The organism is Pseudonocardia nigra (assembly GCF_019396355.1).
GTDB classification, from domain to species: domain Bacteria; phylum Actinomycetota; class Actinomycetes; order Mycobacteriales; family Pseudonocardiaceae; genus Pseudonocardia; species Pseudonocardia nigra.
This window is the reverse complement of record NZ_JAHKRK010000114.1, coordinates 1-23,879: the sequence shown is the minus strand read 5'-3', so window position 1 is coordinate 23,879 and position 23,879 is coordinate 1. Positions and strand designations below refer to the sequence as shown.

Below are 23,879 nucleotides of genomic sequence, written 5' to 3'. Positions count from 1 at the left end.
CCACCGGGCCCCGCGAAACTCATGCTGGACGTCGCAGCGTCGAGCGAGCAGGGCGGTGACCCAGGGGCACCTCGGGTGCATCAGCAGCCTGGCGGCTACCGACACAAGGATGGTGCACCAGTGAGCAGGGTTTTCGTCTCCCAGGAGATCGTCGAGGACGCCCTGGAGGAGTTCGAGGGGTCCGGCATCACGGTGGACGTGCGCCGCGACCACCGGCCGCTGGCCGCCGAGGAGCTGCGGGCCGCGGTGGCGGGCTACGACGGGCTGATCTGCCTGCTCACCGACCGCATCGACGCCGGGTTCCTGGCGGCGTGCCCGCAGCTGCGGGTGGTGGCCAACGTCGCCGTCGGCTTCGACAACATCGACGTGGCCGCGGCGACCGCGGCGGGCGTCGCCGTCACCAACACTCCGCGCGTGCTCACCGACGCCACGGCCGACCTGACGTTCGCGCTGCTGCTCTCGACCGCCCGGCGGGTCCCGGAGGGTGATGCGTTCCTGCGGGCCGGGCAGTACACGCACTGGCGGGTGCGGCAGGAGCAGATGGGAGTGGACGTGCACGGCGCCACGCTCGGGCTGTTCGGGCTCGGCCAGATCGGGAGTGCGGTCGCCCGCCGGGCCCGCGGCTTCGACATGACGGTGCTCTACCACGACGTGCACCGGCTCGCGGCCGAGGACGAGCGCGAGCTCGGGGTGACGTTCGTGTCGTTCGAGGAGCTGCTGGAGCGCAGCACTTCGTGTCGGTGCACGCGCCGCTGCTGGACTCCACGCGGCACGTCTTCGGTGCCGCCGCGTTCGCCCGGATGAAGCCGACCGCGATGCTGATCAACACCGCGCGTGGCCCGATCGTGGACGAGGCGGCGCTGGCCGCGGCGCTGCGCGACGGTGTCATCGCGGGGGCCGGGCTGGACGTCTACGAGCGCGAGCCCGAGGTGGACCCACTGCTGCGCGAGCTCCGCGATCGGGTGGTGCTGCTGCCGCACCTCGGCAGCGCGACCGGGACCACGCGCCGCGAGATGAGCCGGATGGCCGCGCGCAACGTGCGCGACGCCCTGCTCGGCAAGCGCCCGGAGAACCTGGTGAACCCGGAGGTGGCCGACCGGCTCGTCCCGACCGGTGAGGGGGCGGGATGAAGGTCCGCGAGGCCGTCGCGGAGATCCTCGGGCGCGAGGGCGTCGAGATCCTGACCGGGTATCCGGTCAACGACATCATCGAGCAGGCGGCCGTCGCCGGGATCCGGCCGGTGGTCGTGCGGCAGGAGCGCATCGGGCTGCACATGGCCGACGCCATGTCGCGGGTGACGAGCGGCCGCACGATCGGCGTCTTCGCGATGCAGCACGGGCCGGGTACCGAGAACGCCTACGGCGGCATCGCGCAGGCGTACTCGGAGTCGGTGCCGATCCTCGTGCTGCCCGCGGGCTATCCGCGCCGGCTCGCGTACGTCGACCCCAACTACCACGCCTCCCGCAGCATGGCGGCGATCAGCAAGTCGGCCGAGCCGATCGTCACCGCCGCCGAGGTGCCGAACGTCCTGCGGCGGGCGTTCACCCGGCTGCGGAGCGGGCGCGGTGGGCCGGTCATCGTCGAGATCCCGGTCGACCTGTGGGAGGAGGAGGTGCCGGAGCCGCTCGTGTACACGCCCGTCCGGCGGGTGCGGTACGGGCCGGACCCGGCCGACGTGCGACGCGCGGCCGCATTGCTGGCGCAGGCGCAGCGCCCGGTGATCTACGCCGGGCAGGGCGTGCACTACGCCGAGGCGTGGGACCTGCTGCGCGAGCTGGCCGAGCTGCTCGCCGCTCCGGTGACCACCAGCCTCGGGGGCAAGAGCGCGTTCCCGGAGGACCACCCGCTCGCCCTGGGCTCGGGCGGTCTCGCGATCCCGAAGCCGGTGCGGCACTTCCTCGACGCCTCCGACGTGATCCTCGGAATCGGGTGCAGCTTCACCGAGACCTCGTTCGGCACGCAGTTGCCGCTGGACAAGCGGGTCGTGCACGCCACGCTCGACCCGGCGCACCTGAACAAGGACCTGCCGGCGGAGATCGGACTGGTCGGCGACGCGGCGCTCACGCTGGATGCGCTGCTGGCCGAGCTGCGCCCGCTCATCGCTGCCCCCCGCGACGCCGGCCCGGTCGCCGCCGAGATCGCGGGCGTCCGCGAGGAATGGCTCGCCGAGTGGCTGCCGAAGCTGACCTCGGAGGAGTCCCCGCTGTCGCCCTACCGGGTGCTGTGGGACCTGCAGCACACGGTGGACGTCGACAACACGATCATCACCCACGACGCGGGCAGCCCCCGCGATCAGCTCTCGCCGTTCTGGACCAGCACCCGCCCGCTGAGCTACATCGGGTGGGGCAAGACCACGCAGCTCGGCTACGGGCTGGGCCTGGCGATGGGCGCGAAGCTCGCCCGCCCCGAGGCGCTCTGCATCAACGTGTGGGGCGACGCGGCCATCGGCTTCACCGGCATGGACTTCGAGACCGCGGTGCGCGAACGCATCCCGATCCTGTCGGTGCTGCTCAACAACCACAGCATGGCCATCGAGCTGTCCCGGATGCCGGTCTCCACGCAGAGGTACCGGTCCACGGACATCTCCGGCGACTACGCCGCGCTCGCCAGGGCACTGGGCGGGCACGGGGAGCGCATCACCGAGCCCGGCGAGATCGTCCCGGCGATCAAGCGCGGCATCGCGGCGACGGAGGCGGGTCAGCCGGCGCTGCTCGAGTTCATGACCAGCAAGGAGACCACGGTCTCCCGATACCCCAGGGGGTCTTCGTGACCATGTCGGACCGGGTGGAGCTCGCCGCGATCGGCGCGCTGCGCCCTGCTGTGCTCGAGGCGCTCGCCGCCGAATTCACGCTGCACGAGGTCGGGGCGAGCGCGGACGTCGCCGCCGCGCTGGGGCCTGCGGCCGAGCGCGTTCGCGGAATCGTCACCAGCCCCATGGTCGGCGTGTCGGCGCCCGTCATGGACGCCCTGCCGAAGCTGGAGATCGTCTCGCTGTTCGGGGTCGGGCTCGAGCGCACCGACCTCACCTGCGCCCGCGAGCGGGGGATCGTCGTGACCACGACACCGGTCCTCTACGAGGACGTGGCCGACACCGCCGTGGTGCTGGCGATGGACGTCTCCCGGCGGGTCACGGCCGGGGACCGGTGGCTGCGGGCGGGCTCCTGGGCGGCCGGGCAGCAGCCGGCGTCGGGCAGCCGGTTCTCCGGCAAGCGCGCAGGCATCCTCGGCATGGGTCGGATCGGGCGGATGCTCGCCAAGCGGCTCGCCGCGTTCGACATGAAGATCTCCTACTACGACCCGCGGCCGGCGCCCGACGTCGACTACCCGCCGTACTCCACGGGAGTGGAGCTGGCGCGGGAGTCGGACTTCCTGTTCCTGTGCGCGGCCGGTGGCCCGGGGCAGCGGCATCTGGTCGACGGCGAGATGCTCGCCGCGCTCGGCCCGCAGGGCGTGTTCGTCAACATCTCCCGTGGCTGGCTCGTCGACGAGGAGGCGCTCGTCGACGCCGTGGTCACGGGCACGATCGGCGGGGCGGGCCTGGACGTCTTCGACGACGAGCCGAACGTTCCGCAGGCGCTGCGCGAGGCCGACAACGTGGTCCTGCTCCCGCACATCGCCAGCAACACGTTCGAGACCCGGCAGGACATGGACCGGTGCATGGTCGACAACATCCGGTCCTGGTTCACGACGGGCCAGGCCATCACGCCGGTCCCGTAGCCCCCGCACAACCGGCAGGAAAGCCACGTTCCTGTCATTCACCGTCCGGAACGTGGCTTTCCTGCCACTCGGACCGGCCCCCATTCCCACCGACCCACGCCGAGGAGGCGATCCGATGAAGATCACCGGGGTCGAGACCTTCCCGATCGAGGTCCCGCCGCCGCACAAGGGCGGCAAGGTGTGGCTCTTCCTGCGCCTGGACACCGACACCGGGGTGCGCGGCTACGGCGAGGTCATGATGCTCGCCAGCGCGTTCCGGCCGCAGGCGATGGCCGTGCTGATCGAGGACCTGGTGGAGAACCACCTGCTCGGCCACGACCCGTACGAGATCGAGCTGCTGTACGAGAAGCTGTACGCGCGGGCGGGCTACAGCCACTACCCCGAGCAGACCAAGCTCGCGATCATCAGTGGCCTGGAGATGGCCTGCTGGGACATCGTCGGCAAGGACGTGCGCCAGCCGGTGCACCGGCTGCTCGGCGGCGCCGTGCGCGACCGCGTCCGCACCTACACCTACATCTACCCGGACGACGCAGGCGACGTGGACCGGCACGAGCTGTGGATGCAGCCGGACCTGGTGGCCGAGCGCGCCGCGTACTACGCCGACCTGGGGTTCACCGGGGTCAAGCTGGACCCGTTCGGCTTCCCCGTCACCCAGGACCAGGGGCTGGGCCAGACGGTGCCGGTGCAGTACTCGCTCTCCGCGCTGGACACCGCCGAGGCGGTGATCCGCGCGATCCGCGAGGCCGTCGGCAACCGCTGCGACATCCTCGTCGGCACGCACGGCCAGATGACGGCGGCAGGCGCGATCCGGCTGGCGCGGCGCCTGGAGCCGTACGACCCGCTGTGGTTCGAGGAGCCGGTGCCCCCGGAGAACATGGCCGAGATGGCGAAGGTCGCGCGCGCCTCCCGCATCCCGATCACCACGGGGGAGCGGCTCACCACGAAGTACGACTTCGCCCGGCTGATCGAGCACGAGGCGGCCGCGATCTTCAACCTGGACGTCGGCCAGGTCGGCGGAATCCTGGAGAGCAAGAAGATCGCCGGCATGGCCGAGGCCCACTACCTGCAGATCTCGCCGCACGTGTGGGGCGGTCCGCTGATCGCGGCGGCGTCGGTGCAGCTCGGCGCCTGCTGCCCGAACTTCCTGATCATGGAGGCGATCGAGCGGTTCGGCGGGCTGCACGCCGAGCTGCTCGACGAGCCGATCGAGTGGCGCGACGGCTACGTGGTCCTGTCGGAACGCCCCGGCCTCGGCCACGACCTGAACGAGGACCTGGCCCGGCGGCTGGCGCCCGCGGCGGAGGGACGGTCATGAGCATTCTCGGCACCCGCGTGGTCCGCACCGAGGACCCGAAGCTGCTCGACACCGGCGGCGTCTACATCGACGACCTGCGCGAGCCGCTGCTGGCGGGCGCGGCCCACGTCACCTACGTGCGCAGCCCGATCGCACACGCCCGGATCACCGGGATCGACGTCGACGAGGCGCGGCGCGCCCCGGGCGTGGTCGCGGTGTTCACCGGCGCCGACGTCGACCTGGCGCCGCTGCCGCCCGGCAACGGGATCGGGGACGGCCCGCCCGCGGCGATGACCCGGCCGTTCCTGGCCACCGACGTCGTGCGCCACGTCGGCGAGCCGGTCGCGGTGGTGATCACCGACGACCGGCACCGGGGCGAGGACGCCGCCGAACTGGTGGTCGTCGACTACGAGCCGCTGCCCGCCGTCGTCGACCTCGACGACGCGCTGCGCGGCGACACCCTGCTGTTCCCGGAGGCGGGCACGAACCTCACCGGCACCGCCGGGGAACCGTTCGACGAGCACCTGTTCGACGACTGCGAGGTCGTGGTCACCCGCACGATCGTCAACCAGCGGGTGGCCCCAGCGCCGCTCGAGGTGCGCGGCGCGGCGTGCGGGTGGGGCGGCGAGGGCCGGCTGACCATGTGGCTCTCGACCCAGAACGTCCAGTCCTGCCGCGACACCGTGCAGCAGGCGCTCGGGCTGGCCGACGGCCAGGTCCGGATCATCACGCCGGACGTCGGCGGCGGGTTCGGCGCCAAGATCGGTGTCGACCCGGACGCGGTGCTGCTCGGGTGGCTGTCGCGGCGGGTCGAGCGCCCGCTGCGGTGGGTGGAGACCCGCAGCGAGAACATGGTCGCGATGACCCACGGGCGCGGGCAGCGCCAGACGGTCACGATCGGTGGCCGCCGCGACGGCACCGTCCTCGCCTACCGCCTCGAGGTCCTGCAGGACGTCGGCGCGTACCCGTGCGACGCCGCGTTCCTGCCGAAGCTCACGATGCTCATGACCAGCGGCGCCTACGCCTTCCCGAAGGTGGAGTCGGCGGCGCGGGCCGTGCTCACCACCACCACGCCGATCTCCGCCTACCGCGGCGCGGGCCGGCCGGAGGCGACCGCGGCGGTCGAGCGGGCGATGGACCTGTTCGCGGCCGAGGCCGGGGTGGACCCGGCCGAGGTGCGGCGGCGCAACTACATCCGGCCCGAGGCGTTCCCGTTCACCACCCCGTCCGGTGCCACCTACGACACCGGTGAGTACGCGAAGGCACTGGACACGGTGCTCGACGCGGCCGGCTACCGCGGGTTGCGCGAGGAGCAGGCCCGCCGGCGGGCCGACGGCTCACCGGTGCAGCTGGGGCTCGGGCTGTCGTCGTACGTCGAGATCACCGCGCCCAACAACGCGGCGGGGGAGTACGGGCGGGTCGAGGTGCGCCCCGACGGGTCGGTCGACGTGCTGACCGGCAGCTCTCCGCACGGCCAGGGGCTGGCGACGTCCTTCGCGATGCTCGTCGCCGACCTGCTCGGCGTGCCGCTGGAGCGGATCACCGTCCGCCACGGGGACACCGACCTGGTGCCGACGGGCAACGGCACGATGGGGTCCCGGTCGCTGCAGCTCGGCGGGGCCGCCGTGCACCAGGCGGGCACCGAGGTGGTGGAGCAGGCGCGGCGGCTCGCCGCCGACCTGCTGGAGGCGGCGGAGGCCGACCTCGAGCTCGACACCGGCCGCGGGGTCTGGCAGGTCCGCGGCACCGCCGGACCCATGCTGTCGTGGGCCGAGGTGGCGCAGCGGGCCGCCCCCGACGGCGGGCTCGCCGCCGACGTCCTGTTCGCCGAGGAGTCGCCGACGTTCCCGTTCGGCACGCACCTGGCCGTCGTCGAGGTCGACACCGAGACCGGCAAGGTGCGGCTGGTCCGCCACATCACGGTCGACGACGCGGGCCGCGTGCTCAACCCGGTGACGTTCGAGGGGCAGCGGCACGGCGGCATCGCGCAGGGCGCGGCACAGGCGCTGCTGGAGCGGATGGCCTACGACGCCGACGGCAACCCGGTCACGGCGAACCTCATGGACTACGCGTTCATCACCGCGGGCGAGCTGCCGAGCTTCGAACTGCTGGAGATGGAGACGCCGACCGGCCTCAACCCGCTGGGGGTCAAGGGCATCGGCGAGGCCGGGACGATCGGCGCCACGCCCGCCGTGCAGAACGCCGTGGTCGACGCCCTCGCCGGGCTCGGCGTGCGGCACATCGACATGCCGGCCACCCCGGAGCGGGTCTGGGCCGCGATCGTCGACGCGAAGGGAGAACGGTCCTGATGGAGGTCGCCATCCGGGTCAACGGCAAGGAGACCACCGCCGAGGTCGAGGACCGCACGCTGCTCGTGCACTACCTGCGCGAGCACCTCGACCTCACCGGAACCAACGTCGGCTGCGACACCACCTCGTGCGGGGCGTGCACGGTGCTGCTGGACGGCGAGTCGGTGAAGTCGTGCACCGTGCTCGCCGCGCAGGCCGACGGCGCCGACGTCACCACGATCGAGGGGCTCGCTGCGGAGGACGGCTCGCTGCACCCGATGCAGCAGGCGTTCCAGACCGAGCACGGCCTGCAGTGCGGGTTCTGCACACCGGGCATGGTGATGGCGTCGGTGTCGCTCCTGCGCGAGGTGCCCGATCCGACGGAGGAGCAGGTCAGGAGCGGGCTGGAGGGGAACCTGTGCCGGTGCACGGGTTATCACAACATCGTCCGGGCCGTGCTGGCAGCGGCGAAGGACGGGGGTGCGCAGTGATCACCGCTCCGTTCACCTACCGCCGGGCCGACTCGCTCGACGCCGCGCTGGCCCTGCTGGCCGAGCACGGCGACGAGGCGAAGGTGCTCGCCGGCGGGCACTCCCTGCTCCCGCTCATGAAGCTGCGGCTCGCGGCGCCGGAGACGGTCGTCGACATCGGCAGGCTGCGCGAGCTGTCCTACGTCCGCGACGAGGGCGACGTCATCGCGATCGGCGCGCTGACCCGGCACCGGGACCTGGAGGCCTCGGACGTGGTTGCCCGCGAGGCTCCGCTGCTGGCGCACGCCGCCGGGCTCGTCGGGGACCCGCAGGTCCGCCACCGCGGCACGATCGGCGGCTCGCTCGCCCACGGTGACCCGGCCGCCGACCTGCCCGCCGTGGCCCTCGCGATGGACGCCACGCTCGTCGCCCGCGGCCCGTCGGGCACCCGGCAGATCCCGGTCGGCGAGTTCTTCCGGGACCTGTTCGAGACCGCGCTCGAGCCCGGCGAGCTGCTCACCGAGATCCGGATCCCGAAGCCCGCGTCGCCGGGATGGGACTTCCAGAAGTTCACCCGCCGCGCGCTCGACTGGGCGATCGTCGGCGTGGCCGTGTCCGGCACCGGCATCGCGCTGGTCAACATGGGGCCGACCCCGCTGCGGGCGACCGCGGTGGAGCAGGCACTGGCCGGCGGGGCATCGATCGCCGAGGCCGCGGGGCGCGCGGCCGAGGGCACCCAGCCGCCCGACGAGCCGGGCGCGGGCGCGGAGTACCGGCGGCACCTCGTGCGCGTGCTGGTCCGCCGCGCGCTGGAGGCAGCGGCGCAGCGGGGAGGTACGTCGTGAAACCGGCGGCGACGCGGGAGGTCGGACGGACCGGCGTCGAGGTCACGCAGCTCGGGTTCGGCGGCGGCGCGCTCAAGCTGCCTCGACCCGAGTACCGCGACGAGGATGCGACGGCCGCCCTCGACGCGGCCTGGGCCGGCGGGGTGCGCTACTACGACACCGCCCCGTTCTACGGGCGCGGGATCAGCGAGCAGCGGTTGGGCCGCTTCCTCGGCGGTCGCTGTGACGAGTCGTTCGTGGTCTCGACGAAGGTCGGGCGCCTGATCCGGCCGGCCCGCTCGGTGCAGCGCCCGGCGGCGCGCACCGCCATGGGTGACGTCGGCACGTGGGAGGTGCACTACGACTACAGCCGCGACGGCGTCCTCCGCTCGATCGAGGACTCGATCCAGCGGCTGGGCATCTCCGCGATCGACCTCGTGCTCGTGCACGACCTCGACCTGGTCCACCTCGCGCCGCAGGCGCGCATGGACGCCCACACCGACGACCTGCTGCGGTCGGGCTGGGCGGCGCTGCAGGACCTCAAGGCGCAGGGCGTGATCCGCGGGGTCGGCTTCGGGATCAACGAGATCGGGCTGGTGCCGCACTGGCTGGACCGGTTCGACCCGGACCTGTTCCTCGTCGCGGGCCCGTACACGCTGATGGAGCAGGGCGGGCTGGCGGAGCTGAACCGCTGCGCCGACCGCGGCGTCGGGGTCGTGATCGGCCAGGTGTTCGCCTCGGGGATCCTCACCACCGGCCCGGTGGCGGGCGCGACCTACTACTACCGGGAGGCCGGCGCGGAGGAGCGGGAACGGGCCCGCCGGCTACAGGAGGTGTGCGCCGCGTTCGACGTGCCGCTGCCCGCGGCCGCGGTGCAGTTCCCGCTCGGGCACCCGGCGGTCGCCGCCGTGATCCCCGGGGTGAAGAACGCCGGCGAGGCACAGTCCTGCCTCGAGGCCTTCGGCCACGACATCCCCGCCCAGCTGTGGACGGCGCTGCGGGACGAGGGTCTGCTGGCCCCCGACACCCCCACACCGGCATGACGGCGGCAGCGCGGACCCGGGCGTGGTCGTTCGCGGACGCGGCGGGCGTGCCGCTCGGCGAGGGCGAGGTGCTGCTGTGGTGGCTGGGGCAGGCCGGGTTCCTGCTCCGCGGCGCCGGCACGACGCTGCTGGTCGACCCGTACCTGACCCCGGCCGGGGCGCGGCGGTTCCCGCCGCCGTTCCCGGCGGCCGACGCCGCACAGGTGGGCGCGGGCGTGGACGCCGTGCTCGTGACCCACGAGCACGGTGACCACCTCGACGTCGACGTCGCCCGCGCGTTCGCCGAGGCCGGCTCCGCGGCGCGGTGGGTGGTGCCGGAGCCGGTGGTCGACCGGCTCGAGTCCCTCGGGATCCGTCGGGAGCTGATCGAGCCGGCCCAGCCGGGGCGGCCCGTCACGGTCGGCTCGGTGCGGGTCGACCCGCTCCCCGCCCACCACGGCGTGGACATGGCGGACGCCTACGGCACCGGCGCCGAGCTGTCCGGTGGCCTGGTGCGCTTCCTCGGCTACGTCGTGGACCTCAGCGGCACGCGGGTCTACCACTCCGGCGACTGCCTGGCCTATCCCGGCCTGGCGGAGGAGCTCGCCGGGCTGGAGGCACACGTCGTGCTGCTGCCGATCAACGGCCGCGACGCCGAGCGCGAGGCGCGCAACATCGTCGGCAACATGTCCGCCGAGGAGGCGGTCGAGCTCGCCGTGCGCGCGGGCGCCGAGGTGCTCGTCCCGATGCACTGGGACATGTTCGAGGGCAACCCGGGCCACCCCTCGCGCGCGGTCGCACTGACCGAAAATGATCACCCCGAACTGACGGTGATCGTTCCGAGCAAGGCCCGGCCGATCGGTGTCCATCGGCTCGGACGGAACGGGAGAGGCTGACATGAACGACGCGAGCATCGAGACGCGGTTCCTGGGGAACAGCGGCCTGCAGGTGCCGGTCCTGACCATGGGGACGATGACGTTCGGCGGCGCCGGCCGGCACGCCCCCATGGGGAAGGTCCAGGTCGACGAGGCGACGCGCATGGTCGACAGGTGCTTCGAGGCGGGCGTGAACTTCTTCGACACCGCCGACGTCTACTCGCAGGGGCTCTCGGAGGAGATCCTGGGACAGGCGCTCGGGAAGCGACGCCAGGACGCCCTCGTCGCCACCAAGCTCAACGGCCCGATGGGTGACGGCCCCAACGACCGGGGCCAGTCCCGCCACCACATCATCGAGGCGTGTGAAGCGAGCCTGCGGCGGCTCGGCACCGACTACATCGACCTGTACCAGGTGCACTCGATCGACGAGCGCACGCCGATGGAGGAGACCCTCCGCGCGCTCGACGACCTCGTGCGCCAGGGCAAGGTCCGCTACATCGGCTGCTCGAACTACTCGGCGTGGCACCTCATGAAGGCCCTGTCGGTGTCCGAGCGGCGCGGCTTCGAGCGGTACGTCTCCCTGCAGGCGTACTACAGCCTCGTCGGCCGCGAACTGGAGCACGAGCTGCTGCCGGTCAGCCAGGACCAGGGCGTCGGCGTGCTCGTCTGGAGCCCGCTCGCCGGTGGCTTCCTCACCGGGAAGCAGCGCCGCGGCCAGACGCCGCCCGCGGGCAGCAGGCGCGAGACGCTCGGCGACACCGGGACGATGGACACCGAGCAGGGTTTCGACATCGTCGATGCGCTCGACGGGATCGCGCGCGAGCGCGGCACCAGCATCGCGCAGGTCGCGATCAACTGGCTGCTGCGGCGTCCCGGCGTCACGTCGGTGATCATCGGGGCCCGCACCCCGGAGCAGCTCGAGGACAACCTCGACGCGGCGTCCTGGGCGCTGACGGACGAGGAGGTGGCGGCGCTGGACCGGGTGTCCGCGCGGCCGCTGCCGTACCCGTACTGGCACCAGCTGAAGATGAACCGGCCCCGCCTGCGCTACACGCTCGCGGATTCCGGCCTCTGAATTCAGCGATCTTGAACTGCGCGATCTTGAACTGCGCGATCATGTAACTGCGCGATCTTGTCGAACTGAGCGATCTTTCCGGGTCGGCCTCCGCGGGCCATTTCGCGGAGGTTGACAATGTCCCGGCCTCCTTTATGATAAGGACGGGAACAAAACAAAGCCTCGGGAGGCGCCAATGTGGGCGCTCAGCGTTCATCCGAACGGGCACGGCGGCACTCTCGTGCTCGACGACGTCCCCGAACCCGCCCCGGAAGACGGGGACCTCCTCGTCGAGGCCCTCGCCCTCGGAGTGTGCGGGACCGACCGTGAGATCGTCGCGAAGGGGCCTCGGCTGGCACCGGCAGGCCGTTCCGGGCTCGTCCTCGGCCACGAGTCGCTGGGCCGGGTCCTCGAAGCCCCCGCCGGGTCGCGGGTCGCACCGCATGATTTCGTGGTGGGCGATCTCGTGGTGGGCATCGTGCGGCGCCCCGACCCGGTCCCGTGCGCGTTCTGCGCGGTGGGCCAGTTCGACCTCTGCGAGAACGGGGGCTTCACCGAGCGCGGCATCCTCGGCCGGGACGGGTTCGGCTCCGAACGCTTCCGGCTCGAGCCGGAGTACGCCGTGCGGGTGGACCCCGACCTCGGCCTGGCCGGTGTGCTGCTCGAGCCCACCAGCGTGGTCGCGAAGGCCTGGGAGCAGCTCGACCACGCGGTGCGGCTGCCGCGGCACCGGGCGCTGATCCTGGGGGCCGGCCCGATCGGTCTCCTCGCCGCCTTTCTCGGAGTACAGCGCGACCTGGACGTCCACGTCGTGGACCAGGTGGCGCACGGTCCGAAACCGCGGCAGGTCCGTGCCCTCGGCGCCACGTACCACTCCTCGACCGAATCCCTGCACGGCACGTTCGACGCCGTCATAGAATGCAGCGGGGTGCTCGTCGCCGAGGCCATCGACCGCACCGCTCCCGGCGGTGCCGCCTGTCTCGTCGGCGTCGGTGACGTCCGATCCGTAGGCGAGATGAACCTGGCCGACCTGGCACGCCAGCTGATCTCCCGGAGCCGGACGGTCATGGGCACCGTCAACTCCAACCGCCGACATTTCGAAGCGGCACACGCCGCGCTCCGGAGGGCCGATCGGGCATGGCTCGACGGTCTGCTGACCGACTGCGTGCCGCTCGAGAACTGGCGAGCGGCCTTCGACACCGGCCCCGAACAGATCAAGGCGGTCATCCGCTTCACCGCGTGATCCGAACCAGTCCAGAAAAGGAGTCAAAGGTGACTCAGATGAGGATGGGGCGACGAGAATTCCTCGCCCGCTGGGTATGGCCGGCGCAGCTGTCGCCGGTGGCTCGCTCCTCGCCTCGTGCGGCACCTCCGGTGCCGGTGGGGGTGGCGGTCTGGAGATCTTCTCCTGGTGGACGAGCGGTGGTGAGGTGGAGGCGCTCAACGCGCTCTTCGACGTCTACCGGTCGCGGCATCCGGAGGTGGAGATCGTCAACGCCGCGGTGGCAGGAGGCGGGGGCGCTGGGGCCAACATGAAGGCCATCCTGCAGACGCGCGTCCTGGGCAACGACCCGCCCGACTCGTTCCAGGTGCACCTCGGTGCCGAGCTCATCGAGACCTGGGTTGAGGTCGGGACGATGGAGCCGCTCGACTCCCTGTACCAGGAGGAGGGCTACGCGAAGGTGCTGCCGGCCTCCCTGATCGAGATCGCGTCCTGGGAGGCCAAGCCGTACGGCGTCCCGGTGAACATCCACCGCAACAACGTCCTCTGGTACAACAAGCCACTCATGGACCAGGTCGGCGGCACGCCGCCCGCGACATGGGACGAGTTCTTCGCCCTCGCCGAGAAGGCGAAGGGACAGGGCATCCCCGCGATCGGCATGGCCGAGGCCAACGGCAACACCACCGCCCACCTGGTCGAGGCCCTGCTGCTGGCGAAGCTCGGTGCCGACGGGTACACGGGCCTGTTCGACGGGACGACGCCGTGGGACAGCCCGGAGGTGACCGAGGCGCTGGAGACCGCGGTGCGGTGCTTCCCGTACGCCAACCAGGACTACCTGAGCTACCAGGGCTCCGACGCACCCAAGCTCATCTCGGACGGCAAGGCGTTGACGCTCATCAACGGCGACTGGACCAACGGGCTGCTCAAGCAGCAGGGGTTCACCGACTACGGGTGGGTCCCGGCGCCCGAGACGGACGGCGTCTACGACCTGGTCTCGGATTCCTTCGGCCTGCCGATGGGCCTCGACGACCCCACGGACGCCACGAACTGGCTCAAGGTGATCGGGAGCAAGGAGGGCCACGACGCGTTCAACCCGCTCAAGGGGTCGATCTCGCCGCGGTCCGACCGCGACACCAGCCGCTACGACGAGTACCAGCTGTGGGCGGTCGAGCAGTGGGACGGCGCCCCGTCGATCGTGCCGTCGCTGGAGGACGGCTCCGCTGCCGGCCCCCGCTTCCTCGCTGCGTTCGACGACACGATGCACAAGTTCGACGTGAACCAGGACCCCGCCGCCACGCAGGCGGAGCTCGTCCGGGCGGCCGCCGATGCTGACTTCCGGAAGTAGGCCCACCGAACGCCTGCGCCCGCCCGCCGGCGGCGGCCCCCACGGGGCCGCTCCGGCGCCGCGCAGGTTCGATGCGCGTCACCGCGACCGGCTGATCGCGATCCTCGTGGTGAGCCCGTCGCTGCTGGCCGTGGCCGTGTTCGTCTACCTGTTCGTCGTGTGGACCGGGTACGCGTCCACGATCGACTGGACGACCATCTTCCCCGACTACACGTTCGTGGGCCTGGACAACTACCGGGAGGTCGTCGCCGACGAACGCTTCCACACCGATCTGCGCAACCTGGTGCTGTTCAGCGTGTCCTTCATGGCGCAGTGCATCGTCACCGGGTTCGTCCTGGCGGTGCTGCTGAACCAGCGGATCAAGGGCGAGACGTTCTTCCGGACGATCTACATCCTGCCCTTCGCCGTGTCCCTCATCGTCACCGGCGTCGCCTGGCACTGGTTGATGCAGCCGACGACCGGCATCAACCTGATCCTGCAGGCGATCGGGCTCGGATCCGTCCAGCCGAGCTGGTACACGAGCACGGACTGGGGGATCCTGGCCGTCTCCACCGCCAACGCGTGGCAGATGTCCGGGTACATCATGGCGATCTACCTGGCCGGCCTGCGGGGCATCCCCCAGGAGCTGGTCGAGGCGGCCCGGATCGACGGGTGCGGGAGCTTCGCGCTGTACCGCCGGGTGATCATCCCGCTGCTCACCCCGGTTACGTTCACCGCCGTCCTGCTGACGGGGATGGTGTCGGTGAAGACCTTCGACATCCTGGCGACGATGACCGGCGGTGGGCCCGGGTTCGCCACCGACATGCTCGGCCTGTTCATGTACGACCTCGCGTTCCAGTCGAACCTGTTCGCGCGGTCGGCGTCGGTCGCAGTGATCATGATGTTGATCGCCGGTCTGCTGCTGATCCCGTACGTGATGAGCAGCCGCAGGCGGGAGAGGATGGGGCTGGGATGACGCTGCAAACGTCGGCCGTCCGGCCCGGGCTCGGCGCCCGCAACGTCGCCGCTCGCGCTGCGATCTACGCGATCCTGATCGCGTTCGCCGCGTACTTCCTGATGCCGATCTACGTGCTCGTCATCACCGCGTTGAAGCCGTACGCCGGTGTCGACGTCGCCACGATGTGGCAGCTGCCGGCCGTCCCCTCCTTCGACGCCTTCCTGCGGGCGTGGGAGCAAATCGGGGGCAACTTCACCAACAGCATGCTGATCGTCATCCCGGCGGCGCTCGTCTCCACGATGATCGGTGCGGTCAACGGGTACGTCTTCGCGAAGTGGCGCTTCCGGGGCTCGGAGGTGATCTTCCGGCTGGTCCTGTTCGGGATGTTCCTGCCGTACCAGGGCCTGATCATCCCGCTCGTCCTGACGCTGCGGACCCTGGGGCTCTACGGCAGCATCCCGGGACTGATCGTGGTGCACGCCATCCTGGGCATCCCGATCACGGCGCTGATGTTCCGCACCTTCTTCGCCGGGATCCCCGACGAGCTGCTCGACGCGGCCAAGATCGACGGCTGCGGGTTCTTCCGGATCTTCCGCTGGCTCATGCTGCCCGTGGCGCCCCCGGTGATCGCGGTGGTGCTGCTGTGGCAGTTCACGACGATCTGGAACGACTTCATCCTCGCCGTGGTCGTGCTCAACAGCCCGACGGTCGCTCCGGTGACCGTGGCGGTGCAGAACCTCGCCGGCAGCTACTCGGTGGAGTGGAACGTCCAGATGGCGGGTGCGCTCATCGCCGCACTGCCGACGATCGTCGTCTACCTCCTGCTCGGCAAGCTGTTCATGCGGGGACTGCTGGCGGGCGCGGTCAAGGGATAGGCGCAAAGTTGGCGCGGACCCGGCGGGCGGGCAGGAGATGGTCCAGGACGCGGCGGCCGATCACGGGTCGATCATGGTGTCGGCGATGACACTGGCTGCGGCGACGAGCTGATCGCGGGCGGCGTGCAGGGCGACGGTAAGACTTCCGCGGTCGGGATCGAGGCCGGGCCGGCCAGCGTGATCGGATACCCGGTGCCGCCCACAACCGACGGGTTCGCCGTCGCGCCGTCGCTCACTCATGCCGGAGCTCAGCGGTCGGCGCCCCGAGCCGCTCGAGGAGCTGCGGCCGGCCCGGTGCGAAAGCCGGCGAGGAAGGCGTCGACGGCGGCCTCGGCGGCGCCGAGCAGCGGACCCTGCGTCCCCAGCTCGGCGGAGACCAGGTCGATCGGGCCGTTCGACAGGACCGGGCGGCGGTAGGCGATGGCGGCGCGCAGTTCGGATTCGGCGTGCTGCAGCAGGTGGGCGAACACGCCGCCGAGGATGACCCGGCCGGGGTTGAACAGCGAGAGCAGGGTGGCGACGCCGGCCGCGAAGGCCGGGAGCAAGGCGGTAAGGGCGGCCCGGGCTTCGGTGTCGCGCTGCTCGGACCGGGCCAGCAGCTCGGCAAGGGCGGCCTTGCGGGCATGCGCGCCTGTGACCGTCATCCCGGCGTGCCGGAACACGGCGTCGGCGGCGACCTGGGTCTCCCAGCAGCCGTGCCCCCCGCAGTAGCAGGAGAGCACCCCGTCACCGATCACCATGTGGCCGACCTCACCCGCGTAGCCGGGGTGCCCGCCCTGCAGCAGCCTGCCGTCGACGATGATGCCGCCGCCGACACCGAGTTCGCAGCCCAGGTAGATCATGTGGTCGTGGTCACGGCCGGCTCCGCGCAGGTGCTCGGCGAGCGCGATGAGGTTGCTGTCGTTCCCGGTCACCAGGGGCGCGTGTACGTCGATCCGGCGGCGCAGCTCGTCGTCGAGTCGCAGGTCCCGCCAGCCGAGGCGCGGGGCGAGCGCGACCGCGCCGTCGGTGGCCCGCACCAGGCCCGGGACGGCCACTCCGATCGCAAGAGGCAGGTGCGCGGTGCCCGACAGCAGCCCGCGGAGCATGGTCGTCAGCTGCTCGAGGCTGGGTTCCGGGTCGCCGGGAACGTAATCGTGGGGCATCTCGGTGACGGTGCCGACGCTGCCGCCGAGGCCCACCCATGCGGCCCGTAGCGTGTCGTCCCCGATCACCACGGCGAGCACGCGCGCCACGTCGGCCCGGGGGGCGACGAGCAGGGAAGGGCGGCCGCGGGTGCGGCCGAACTCGGCGACCACATCGGATTCGCTCACGAGCTCGCGCGCCGTCAGCTCGGCCACCAGGTCGCCGACGGCGCTGCGGGTCAAGCCGGTGATCTTCCCGAGCTGGGTCCTGGTGGTGGGTCCGTGCAGGTGCAGGTGGCGCAGCACGGTGCGCAGGTTGTGCCTGCGAACGCTGACCGTGTCCCGGCCTGAGCCCGACGTCACCGCGCACCCCAGCGGATTCCGACCGCAGCCCCGTGCGCCGTCCCGTACCGCACCATGCCGCCATCCTGCCGTGTCGGGTGCCGCACGGCCTGCAGAGGGCGGTCCTGAACCCGGGTCATCCGTCCGCTCGCCGGATCTCGTCCGTCATGGGCGGTCATCGCGAAGCGCAATAAGGATCATCATGCAATTCTCCCCACAAACCGTGACCGAGCAGTTCCGGCGGGTTGACAAATCTCACCCTCGGAGTATGTTACGTATGGAGCCATTACTAATTCCGACGAGATCCCATCGCGAGCTCGAGGCGAGGATCCTCTCCTGTCGCGATGGTCGGCCGTTCGCCGCTCTCGGCGGACTCTGCAGATTCCCACTCATCTGACTCCGTCTCCCGTCTGACGTCGGGCGATGTGTTCAGCCTGCGTCGATCGGCTTCCAGGGGGCCTCCATGGAACCAGTTCGCATCGGAATCCTGGGCTGCGGCAAGGTCAGCCACCAGTATCTGCCCAATCTGGTCCGAAGTTCAGTGATGGACGTGGCCGCGGTCGCGGACGTCGATACCGACGTCGCCAAACGGGTCGCCGACCAGTATCGGATCCCCCGGGTCGCGGCCCCGGACGAGCTCCTCGCCGACGACTCGATCGCGATCGTCCTCAACCTGACGCCTATCACGGCGCACGTCGACGTGACGCGTGCGGCCCTGGCCGCGGGCAAGCACGTCTACTCGGAGAAGCCGCTGGCGACGAGCGTGACCGAGGCTCAGGACCTGATCACAGAGGCGGCCCGGAGGGGGCTCTCCCTTGCGTGCGCTCCCGACACGATGTTGGGCTCCGGGTTCCAGGCCACCTGGGCGGCGCTGGCGGAGGGCCGGATCGGTCGCCCGCTCTCCGCGACGGCGGTCATGCTGCGCAGTTCCCTGGCCGCCCCCAGCCTCTACACCGACGGCCCAACGCCGTTCTTCGACATGGCGCCGTACTACCTGAGCGCGCTGGTCAACCTGTTCGGGCCTGCCGTCCGCGTGAGCGGGGCGGCGCGCACCTGGACGGCGGAGGGGCGGCCGGAGGAGCGGCCGATGGGCGCCCCCATCTCGGTCTCCGGCGTCGTGGAGTTCGCCAGTGGGGCAGTGGCGAACGTGGGCCTCGTCTGGGGCATCTCCCACCGCTCGGAGGTGCCGGTCGTGCAGGTGTACGGCACCGACGGGGCCATCGCGCTGCCCAACCCGAACAACTTCGGCGACGCCGCCTACGTCCGGATGCACGGCGAGCGGGACTGGAGCGAGCTGCCGGGCAGTCGGCAAGGCGGCGCGTGGCCGCGCAACCAGCGCGGTCTCGGCGTGGCCGAGATGGTCCTCGCGCTGTGGGAGGGCCGCGCCCCACGCGCGAGCGCCGAGCTCGCCTGCCACGTGGTGGACCTGATCGCCTCGCTGGTCCGCTCCGCCAAGGGTGGCGAGCGAGTGGAGCTGGCCACCACCTGCCACCCGTCGTCCCCGATTCCGGCAAGTGCACGAGAGCGCCTGCTCGCCTGACGCACCACCCGACCAGGAGGAGAAGAGAATGCAGGTCCGAATCGGATGTGGCCAGATCACCTGGCGCGGTCTTCCCGACGACACCGCGCTCGACGACATCCGTCGCGCCGGATACGAGGGCGCGCCCTGGAGCCCACGGCACGGCGAGAACGCCGAGGAGATCAAGGCGTACTTCGACAACCGCGGACTGGACGTCGCGCCTGGATACCTCTGGGGCGACTTCTGGGACGTCAGGAAGCGGGAGGAGAACCTCGCCGCCGCGCGGCGGTACGCCGAGCTCTCGAAGGAGCTGGGGCTGACCGAGGTCTACGTCTCCGCAGGCGGATTCGACCGCCCGACAGGGTCGGGTCGGACGCGGCGGCAGGCCGTCGGCCACGTCACCGCCGAGGACGCGCTGCCCGAGCGCGAGTTCGGGCAGCTGACGGACACGTTGCAGGCGGTCGGCGAGGTCATGCTGGAGCTCGGCGTGCGCGCCTGCTACCACAACCACGCCGGGACGTTCATCGAGACCGAGGACGAGATCGAACGGCTCCTGGCCGCAGTCGACCCGGAGGTCGTGTTCCTCGGCCCCGACACGGGCCACCTGGCGTGGGCCGGGGTCGACGTCGTCGAGTTCGCCCGCCGGCACGCCACCCGGATCAAGACGATGCACCTCAAGGATGTCGTCTTCAGCGTCCGCGACGAGGGCGCCGCGGCGGGCTGGGACTACAAGACCTTCGAGGAGCACGCGATCTGGACCGAGATCGACGAGGGTGGGGTCGACTTCGCCGGCCTGTTCTCGATTCTCGACGGCGTCGACTTCGACGGCTGGCTGATCGTCGAGACCGACGTGACGCAGAAGGCCAGTCCGCTGGAGAGCGCCCGGATCAGTCGGGAGAACCTCCGCAAGCTCGGCATCTAGCGGATACGGGGGAGGACGCCCATGCGCGGGCTGACGATCCACGACTGCGGGGGCGGGGCACGTCTCGGCCTGGCGGACCTCGCGGAGCCGACGCCCGACGACGGGGACCTGCTCGTCGACGGCATCGCGGTCGGTGTCTGCGGTACCGACCGCTCGCTCCTCGCCCGGGGTCTTCGCGGCGCCGCGCCCGGCGACCGGCTGGTGCTGGGCCACGAGTCGCTCGGGCGCGTGCGCCGGGCCCGGCCCGGTTCCCGGTTCGCGCCGGGCGACCTGGTCACGGGGCTGGTGCGCCGCCCGGACCCGCACCCGTGCGCGAACTGCGCGGCGGGTGACCTGGACATCTGCCTGAACGGCGACTTCACCGAGCGCGGCATCAAGGGGTGCGACGGTTACGCCGCCGAGCGCTACGTCCTCGCCGAGCGCTACGCCGTCGCCGTGAGCCCGCAGCTCGGGCTGGCCGGCGTGCTCGTCGAACCGGCCAGCATCGTGGCGAAGGCGTGGGAGCGCGTGGACGGCGCGGTGCGACGGCAGCCGGGGCGGGCGCTCGTCCTCGGGGCCGGGCCGATCGGCCTCCTGGCCGCGCTGCTGGGCACGCAGCGCGGCTACGAGGTCCACGTCGTCGATCAGGTGAGTGGGGGGCCGAAGGTCCGTCAGGTTCGCGCCCTCGGGGCCGTGTACCACCGCGGCACCGACGATCTCGGCACCGGCGTCGGTGGTGCTGGATTCGACGCGGTCATCGAGTGCACCGGTGAACTGGTGGCGGCGGCCATCGCCGCGACCGCCCCGGGCGGGGCACTGTGCCTGGTGGCGGGCGGCCACGGCGGAGCTGTCCCCGTGGTGGAGCTCGCTTCCTTCAGCCGCGGCCTGACCGGCGGCAACCGGGTGATCACTGGCGTGTCCAGCTCCGGTCGCGGCCATTTCGAGGCGGCCCACGCCGCGCTGCTGCACGCCGACGGGGAGTGGTTGCGCGGCCTCCTGACGACCGTCGTGCCGCTGGACGGTTACGCCGAGACCTTCGACTCCGGATCCGACACGATCAAGTCCGTGATCCTGCTCAACGGCGATCCGGGCCGGAAGGCGACGAGCACGTCCTAGCCGAGTGCCTCTCGGGAGGATCACCACAAAGGAGTGGTTTCTGTGCCGCAACTGTCACGCCGAGACTTCCTGCGGGCCGCCTCGATCGGGGCGCTCGCTCCGGTCGGCCTCGGAGCGAGCGGGTGTGCAACCGACACCCGGGAGACGATCGACGGTAAGCCGGTCCTCAGCGTCTGGTCGTGGGACCGAACCGGTCGCGGGGACTGGCACCGCAACGCCTGGCAGCTCTACAAGCAGCAGAACAACCCGGACTTCGAGCTCGAGTTCGTGTACCTGCCGTTCGAGCAGATGCACGACAAGATCCTCATCGCGGCGATGGCCGGCTCGGCGGACCCGACCTCTGCGATGTCGAGATCAGCCGCTTCGGCAACTACGTCCTGGGCGAGCCCATCTTCGTCGACATGGCCCCGGAGCTGCGGCGCCGGAACCTGGTGGACCAGTTCTACGGGCCGTCGGCGTTCGACCCCTGGTCCTACCGGGGCGGGATCTACGGGATCGGCAGCGAGCAGAACACCTGCCTGATGTGCTACCGCTCGGACCTCTACGAGGAGGCCGGGGTCACCACGCCGATCGAGTCCTGGGACCAGTTCGCCGAGGAGGCACGGAGGTACCGCCGCGACACCGGCCGGTACCTGATCGACATGGAGTACCTCGACTGGCCGGAGTGGTGGATGTTCACCCTCCAGCAGGGCGGCGGCTTCTTCGACGAGAACGGGATGCCGCGGGTTGCCGACGAATACGGCATCCGCACGATGGAGTTCCGGCGCAAGGCCGTCGAGGACGGCTGGGCGATGCTCTCCAGCAATCTCGAGAGCGGCAGCCCACAGCACTTCGCGGCGTTCGGCAGCGGAGCCGTGGCGACGATGTTCGGCCCGCCCTGGTTCTTCAGCGGCAACACCCAGAGTTTCATCCCCGAGACATCGGGGAAATGGCGGATGCAGGGGTTCCCCCAGTGGGACGGTGCCGCCTCGGCGTCGCGCACCGCCACCTGGGGCGGAACCGGCGTGTGCGTCACGCGGGCCTGTCCGCTGCCCGCCGAGGCCGTGGATTTCGTCATTTTCCTGCACTCCGACATCGGATCCATCCGGTTCGACTACGACCAGCGCCAGACCTTCCCCACGTACCGGCCCGCCTATCGCGAGCCGTGGTTGACCGAACCGGCGGAGTTCTTCGACGACCAGCCGGTGGGGCAGCTGGTCGGCGACTACGCGTCCGAGATCAACAACTGGTTCAACTCGCCGTTCTGGCCGCAGGTCACGCAGGCAACGCTGCGGGCGGGGATCACGCCCGGGATGAGAGGCGACCTGGACCCGGCAACGGCGATGCAGAACGCGCAGCGCGAAGCGCTGAAGGTCATCGATCTGGCGACCCCCTGACGAGGCGAGGACACCATGGCAACCACTGTAGAGACGCCACCGCCGGCCACCTCCGCACCGCGACCACGGCAGCGCGCCCGCGGGTCGTGGATGGTCCGCAAGCGGACGGCGCCCTACCTCTTCCTCGTCCCGTTCTTCGTGATCTTCGGCGTCTTCGGGCTCTTCCCGATCATCTACTCGCTGTACCTGAGCTTCTTCCAGGGGGTCGGGTTCAGCGACCTGACGTTCGTCGGGCTGGACAACTACGCGTACATGCTCGGCGATCCCCAGTACCTGCGGGCGGTGCTCAACACCACGTACTACACGATGGGCAGCGTTTTCCTCCTCTCGCCCCTGGCGCTCGGTCTGGCGCTGTTGTTCCGGTCGAGGATCCTGGCCGTCAAGACGCTCTTCAAGGTCGTCTTCTTCATGCCCGTCATCACCTCGTCCGTCGTCATCTCCGTCATCTTCCTGCAGGTCTTCGACACGAACTTCGGGCTGCTCAACGCCGGCCTGCAGATGTTCGGCGTCGAGGTGGGATGGATCACTGATCCCCGAGTGGTGATGCCCTCGATGATCCTCATGGGGATCTGGACCTATCTCGGGCTGAACTCGCTGTACTGGCTGGCCGGGCTGGCCGCCATCAACCGGGATTACTACGACGCCGCGACCGTCGACGGTGCGGGCAAGTGGCAGACGTTCCGCTACATCACGTTGCCGTTGCTGCGGCCGGTGGCGCTGTTCGTCGTGATCCAGGCGATCGTCGGCTCCTACAACCTGTTCGCCCAGCCGATGCTGATGACCGAGGGCGGGCCGGCCGACGCGTCGTTGACGCTCTCCCTGTACCTCTACCAGCAGGGTTTCCGGTACTTCAACATCGGCTACGCGAGCGCGATCGCGTACTCGATGTTCGCGGTGCTCCTGATCCTGTCGATCCTGAACATCATGTTGTTCCGCGGCTACCGCACGTCCAAGTGAAGGGTGGGGCGATGAGTACGACATCCGTCTCCGGTGGCGACGTCCGACGCCCGGGTGCGCCGGTGCGCCGAAGCCGGCGCAGGAATCGGCGGCTCCCCGTCGTAGTGGTCACCGGACTCGTGACGGTCCTGGCCCTCGCGATGGCTGCGCCCTACGTCTTCATGATGGTCAGCGCCTTCAAGGCGCAGGACGACATCTTCTCGACACCGATCAGCTTCCTCCCCCGCGATGCCACGCTGGCCAACATCGCCGCGCTGTTCGACCTCCTCCCGTACGCGCGGTGGTACCTCAACACGGTCATCGTCGCCGTGCTCGGTACGGCGTTGACGCTGTTCATCAGCTCGCTCGCCGGGTTCGCCTTCTCGAAATACGAGTTTCGGTACAAGAACGTGCTGTTCATGCTCGTTCTCGGGACGGTTCTGGTCCCGTTCCAGGTGCTGTTGGTTCCGCAGTTCCAGATCGTGCGTGAGCTCGGCGGATTCAACACCTATTGGGGGTCTTCGAAGTTAACCGGGCTTGGCTGGTCGGAGGGCCGCTCGGATGCTCGCGCAGCGTGATCGTAGGCGTTGGTTGATGGGGTTGCGGAACCCGAAGGCATTGCGGGCTTCGAGCTTGATCAGC

21 protein-coding genes and 1 pseudogene are annotated in these 23,879 nt (G+C 70.8%); 20 read left to right on the top strand and 2 right to left on the bottom strand.

The window, feature by feature from the left end; all coding sequences use genetic code 11:
* Positions 1 to 120: 120 nt before the first annotated feature.
* The 14 genes and pseudogenes from KME75_RS24410 (at position 121) to KME75_RS24345 (ending at position 15,923) form a co-directional block, all read left to right on the top strand.
* Positions 121 to 1,130: pseudogene (locus tag KME75_RS24410) on the top strand (2-hydroxyacid dehydrogenase).
* Positions 1,127 to 2,770 (top strand): thiamine pyrophosphate-requiring protein, encoded by a 1,644-nt coding sequence (locus KME75_RS24405; protein ID WP_219417209.1) that lies wholly within the window; start codon positions 1,127 to 1,129, stop codon positions 2,768 to 2,770. The pseudogene KME75_RS24410 and the gene KME75_RS24405 overlap by 4 nt, the downstream one beginning before the upstream one ends.
* Before the next feature lie 2 nt (positions 2,771 to 2,772).
* Positions 2,773 to 3,717 carry a 2-hydroxyacid dehydrogenase gene (locus KME75_RS24400; RefSeq protein ID WP_246632748.1) on the top strand — a complete coding sequence of 315 codons (945 nt, stop codon included), beginning with the start codon at positions 2,773 to 2,775 and terminating at the stop codon, positions 3,715 to 3,717.
* A 115-nt stretch (positions 3,718 to 3,832) separates the two neighbouring features.
* Entirely contained in the window at positions 3,833 to 5,032 is a 1,200-nt protein-coding gene (locus KME75_RS24395; protein ID WP_219417207.1) for a mandelate racemase/muconate lactonizing enzyme family protein, read from the top strand.
* Entirely contained in the window at positions 5,029 to 7,320 is a 2,292-nt protein-coding gene (locus tag KME75_RS24390) for a xanthine dehydrogenase family protein molybdopterin-binding subunit (protein ID WP_219417206.1), read from the top strand. The genes KME75_RS24395 and KME75_RS24390 overlap by 4 nt, the downstream gene beginning before the upstream one ends.
* Entirely contained in the window at positions 7,320 to 7,790 is a 471-nt protein-coding gene (locus tag KME75_RS24385; RefSeq protein ID WP_219417205.1) for a (2Fe-2S)-binding protein, read from the top strand. Before KME75_RS24390 ends, KME75_RS24385 begins: the two co-directional genes overlap by 1 nt.
* On the top strand, positions 7,787 to 8,614 hold the full coding sequence (locus KME75_RS24380; RefSeq protein ID WP_219417204.1) for an FAD binding domain-containing protein: 828 nt from the start codon (positions 7,787 to 7,789) through the stop codon (positions 8,612 to 8,614). Before KME75_RS24385 ends, KME75_RS24380 begins: the two co-directional genes overlap by 4 nt.
* Positions 8,611 to 9,636: an aldo/keto reductase gene (locus tag KME75_RS24375; protein ID WP_219417203.1), complete on the top strand. Its 1,026-nt coding sequence runs from the start codon at positions 8,611 to 8,613 to the stop codon at positions 9,634 to 9,636. Before KME75_RS24380 ends, KME75_RS24375 begins: the two co-directional genes overlap by 4 nt.
* Complete coding sequence (locus KME75_RS24370) at positions 9,633 to 10,511, top strand: MBL fold metallo-hydrolase (RefSeq protein WP_219417202.1); 879 nt, start codon at positions 9,633 to 9,635, stop codon at positions 10,509 to 10,511. Before KME75_RS24375 ends, KME75_RS24370 begins: the two co-directional genes overlap by 4 nt.
* Position 10,512: 1 nt before the next feature.
* Complete coding sequence (locus tag KME75_RS24365) at positions 10,513 to 11,565, top strand: aldo/keto reductase (RefSeq protein WP_246632744.1); 1,053 nt, start codon at positions 10,513 to 10,515, stop codon at positions 11,563 to 11,565.
* 175 nt (positions 11,566 to 11,740) lie between these two features.
* Entirely contained in the window at positions 11,741 to 12,787 is a 1,047-nt protein-coding gene (locus KME75_RS24360; RefSeq protein WP_219417201.1) for an alcohol dehydrogenase catalytic domain-containing protein, read from the top strand.
* A 76-nt stretch (positions 12,788 to 12,863) separates the two neighbouring features.
* On the top strand, positions 12,864 to 14,111 hold the full coding sequence (locus tag KME75_RS24355) for an ABC transporter substrate-binding protein (RefSeq protein WP_219417200.1): 1,248 nt from the start codon (positions 12,864 to 12,866) through the stop codon (positions 14,109 to 14,111).
* Positions 14,092 to 15,066: a carbohydrate ABC transporter permease gene (locus KME75_RS24350; RefSeq protein WP_219417199.1), complete on the top strand. Its 975-nt coding sequence runs from the start codon at positions 14,092 to 14,094 to the stop codon at positions 15,064 to 15,066. The genes KME75_RS24355 and KME75_RS24350 overlap by 20 nt, the downstream gene beginning before the upstream one ends.
* Complete coding sequence (locus KME75_RS24345) at positions 15,063 to 15,923, top strand: carbohydrate ABC transporter permease (RefSeq protein ID WP_219417198.1); 861 nt, start codon at positions 15,063 to 15,065, stop codon at positions 15,921 to 15,923. Before KME75_RS24350 ends, KME75_RS24345 begins: the two co-directional genes overlap by 4 nt.
* A 60-nt stretch (positions 15,924 to 15,983) precedes the next feature.
* Here KME75_RS24345 and KME75_RS43595 read toward each other — a convergent pair whose 3' ends face one another.
* Together KME75_RS43595 and KME75_RS24335 are read right to left on the bottom strand one after the other, a co-directional pair.
* Entirely contained in the window at positions 15,984 to 16,163 is a 180-nt protein-coding gene (locus KME75_RS43595; RefSeq protein ID WP_246632743.1) for a hypothetical protein, read from the bottom strand.
* A gap of 8 nt (positions 16,164 to 16,171) precedes the next feature.
* A complete protein-coding gene (locus KME75_RS24335) occupies positions 16,172 to 17,410 on the bottom strand; it encodes an ROK family protein (protein ID WP_219417197.1) in 1,239 nt (412 codons plus the stop codon).
* Positions 17,411 to 17,852: 442 nt separating this feature from the next.
* On the opposite strand from KME75_RS24335, the gene KME75_RS24330 reads away from it, so the two are divergent.
* The 6 genes from KME75_RS24330 (at position 17,853) to KME75_RS24305 (ending at position 23,815) form a co-directional block, all read left to right on the top strand.
* Positions 17,853 to 18,929 (top strand): Gfo/Idh/MocA family protein, encoded by a 1,077-nt coding sequence (locus KME75_RS24330; protein WP_219417196.1) that lies wholly within the window; start codon positions 17,853 to 17,855, stop codon positions 18,927 to 18,929.
* 28 nt (positions 18,930 to 18,957) lie between these two features.
* Positions 18,958 to 19,830, top strand: coding sequence for a sugar phosphate isomerase/epimerase family protein (locus tag KME75_RS24325; RefSeq protein ID WP_219417195.1), 873 nt, complete (start codon positions 18,958 to 18,960; stop codon positions 19,828 to 19,830).
* Between the two features lie 21 nt (positions 19,831 to 19,851).
* Positions 19,852 to 20,925 carry an alcohol dehydrogenase catalytic domain-containing protein gene (locus KME75_RS24320; protein ID WP_219417194.1) on the top strand — a complete coding sequence of 358 codons (1,074 nt, stop codon included), beginning with the start codon at positions 19,852 to 19,854 and terminating at the stop codon, positions 20,923 to 20,925.
* A gap of 401 nt (positions 20,926 to 21,326) precedes the next feature.
* The gene (locus KME75_RS24315; protein ID WP_219417193.1) at positions 21,327 to 22,301 is read left to right on the top strand and encodes an ABC transporter substrate-binding protein; all 975 of its coding nucleotides are present in this window, start codon (positions 21,327 to 21,329) and stop codon (positions 22,299 to 22,301) included.
* Positions 22,302 to 22,316: 15 nt separating this feature from the next.
* Complete coding sequence (locus KME75_RS24310) at positions 22,317 to 23,258, top strand: carbohydrate ABC transporter permease (RefSeq protein WP_219417192.1); 942 nt, start codon at positions 22,317 to 22,319, stop codon at positions 23,256 to 23,258.
* Between the two features lie 119 nt (positions 23,259 to 23,377).
* Positions 23,378 to 23,815: a carbohydrate ABC transporter permease gene (locus KME75_RS24305; protein WP_219417191.1), complete on the top strand. Its 438-nt coding sequence runs from the start codon at positions 23,378 to 23,380 to the stop codon at positions 23,813 to 23,815.
* Positions 23,816 to 23,879: the final 64 nt, after the last annotated feature.

Excerpts from the sequence above, each read along its gene's own strand:
- KME75_RS43595 (WP_246632743.1), bottom strand. The coding sequence starts at position 16,163 with ATGAGTGAGCGACGGCGCGACGGCGAACCCGTCGGTTGTGGGCGGCAC.
- KME75_RS24355 (WP_219417200.1), top strand. The coding sequence starts at position 12,864 with ATGGCCGGCGCAGCTGTCGCCGGTGGCTCGCTCCTCGCCTCGTGCGGC.
- KME75_RS24365 (WP_246632744.1), top strand. The coding sequence starts at position 10,513 with ATGAACGACGCGAGCATCGAGACGCGGTTCCTGGGGAACAGCGGCCTG.
- KME75_RS24315 (WP_219417193.1), top strand. The coding sequence starts at position 21,327 with ATGGCCCCGGAGCTGCGGCGCCGGAACCTGGTGGACCAGTTCTACGGG.
- KME75_RS24350 (WP_219417199.1), top strand. The coding sequence starts at position 14,092 with ATGCTGACTTCCGGAAGTAGGCCCACCGAACGCCTGCGCCCGCCCGCC.
- KME75_RS24405 (WP_219417209.1), top strand. The coding sequence starts at position 1,127 with ATGAAGGTCCGCGAGGCCGTCGCGGAGATCCTCGGGCGCGAGGGCGTC.
- KME75_RS24370 (WP_219417202.1), top strand. The coding sequence starts at position 9,633 with ATGACGGCGGCAGCGCGGACCCGGGCGTGGTCGTTCGCGGACGCGGCG.
- KME75_RS24345 (WP_219417198.1), top strand. The coding sequence starts at position 15,063 with ATGACGCTGCAAACGTCGGCCGTCCGGCCCGGGCTCGGCGCCCGCAAC.
- KME75_RS24320 (WP_219417194.1), top strand. The coding sequence starts at position 19,852 with ATGCGCGGGCTGACGATCCACGACTGCGGGGGCGGGGCACGTCTCGGC.
- KME75_RS24395 (WP_219417207.1), top strand. The coding sequence starts at position 3,833 with ATGAAGATCACCGGGGTCGAGACCTTCCCGATCGAGGTCCCGCCGCCG.
- KME75_RS24385 (WP_219417205.1), top strand. The coding sequence starts at position 7,320 with ATGGAGGTCGCCATCCGGGTCAACGGCAAGGAGACCACCGCCGAGGTC.
- KME75_RS24390 (WP_219417206.1), top strand. The coding sequence starts at position 5,029 with ATGAGCATTCTCGGCACCCGCGTGGTCCGCACCGAGGACCCGAAGCTG.
- KME75_RS24400 (WP_246632748.1), top strand. The coding sequence starts at position 2,773 with ATGTCGGACCGGGTGGAGCTCGCCGCGATCGGCGCGCTGCGCCCTGCT.
- KME75_RS24360 (WP_219417201.1), top strand. The coding sequence starts at position 11,741 with ATGTGGGCGCTCAGCGTTCATCCGAACGGGCACGGCGGCACTCTCGTG.
- KME75_RS24330 (WP_219417196.1), top strand. The coding sequence starts at position 17,853 with ATGGAACCAGTTCGCATCGGAATCCTGGGCTGCGGCAAGGTCAGCCAC.
- KME75_RS24310 (WP_219417192.1), top strand. The coding sequence starts at position 22,317 with ATGGCAACCACTGTAGAGACGCCACCGCCGGCCACCTCCGCACCGCGA.
- KME75_RS24325 (WP_219417195.1), top strand. The coding sequence starts at position 18,958 with ATGCAGGTCCGAATCGGATGTGGCCAGATCACCTGGCGCGGTCTTCCC.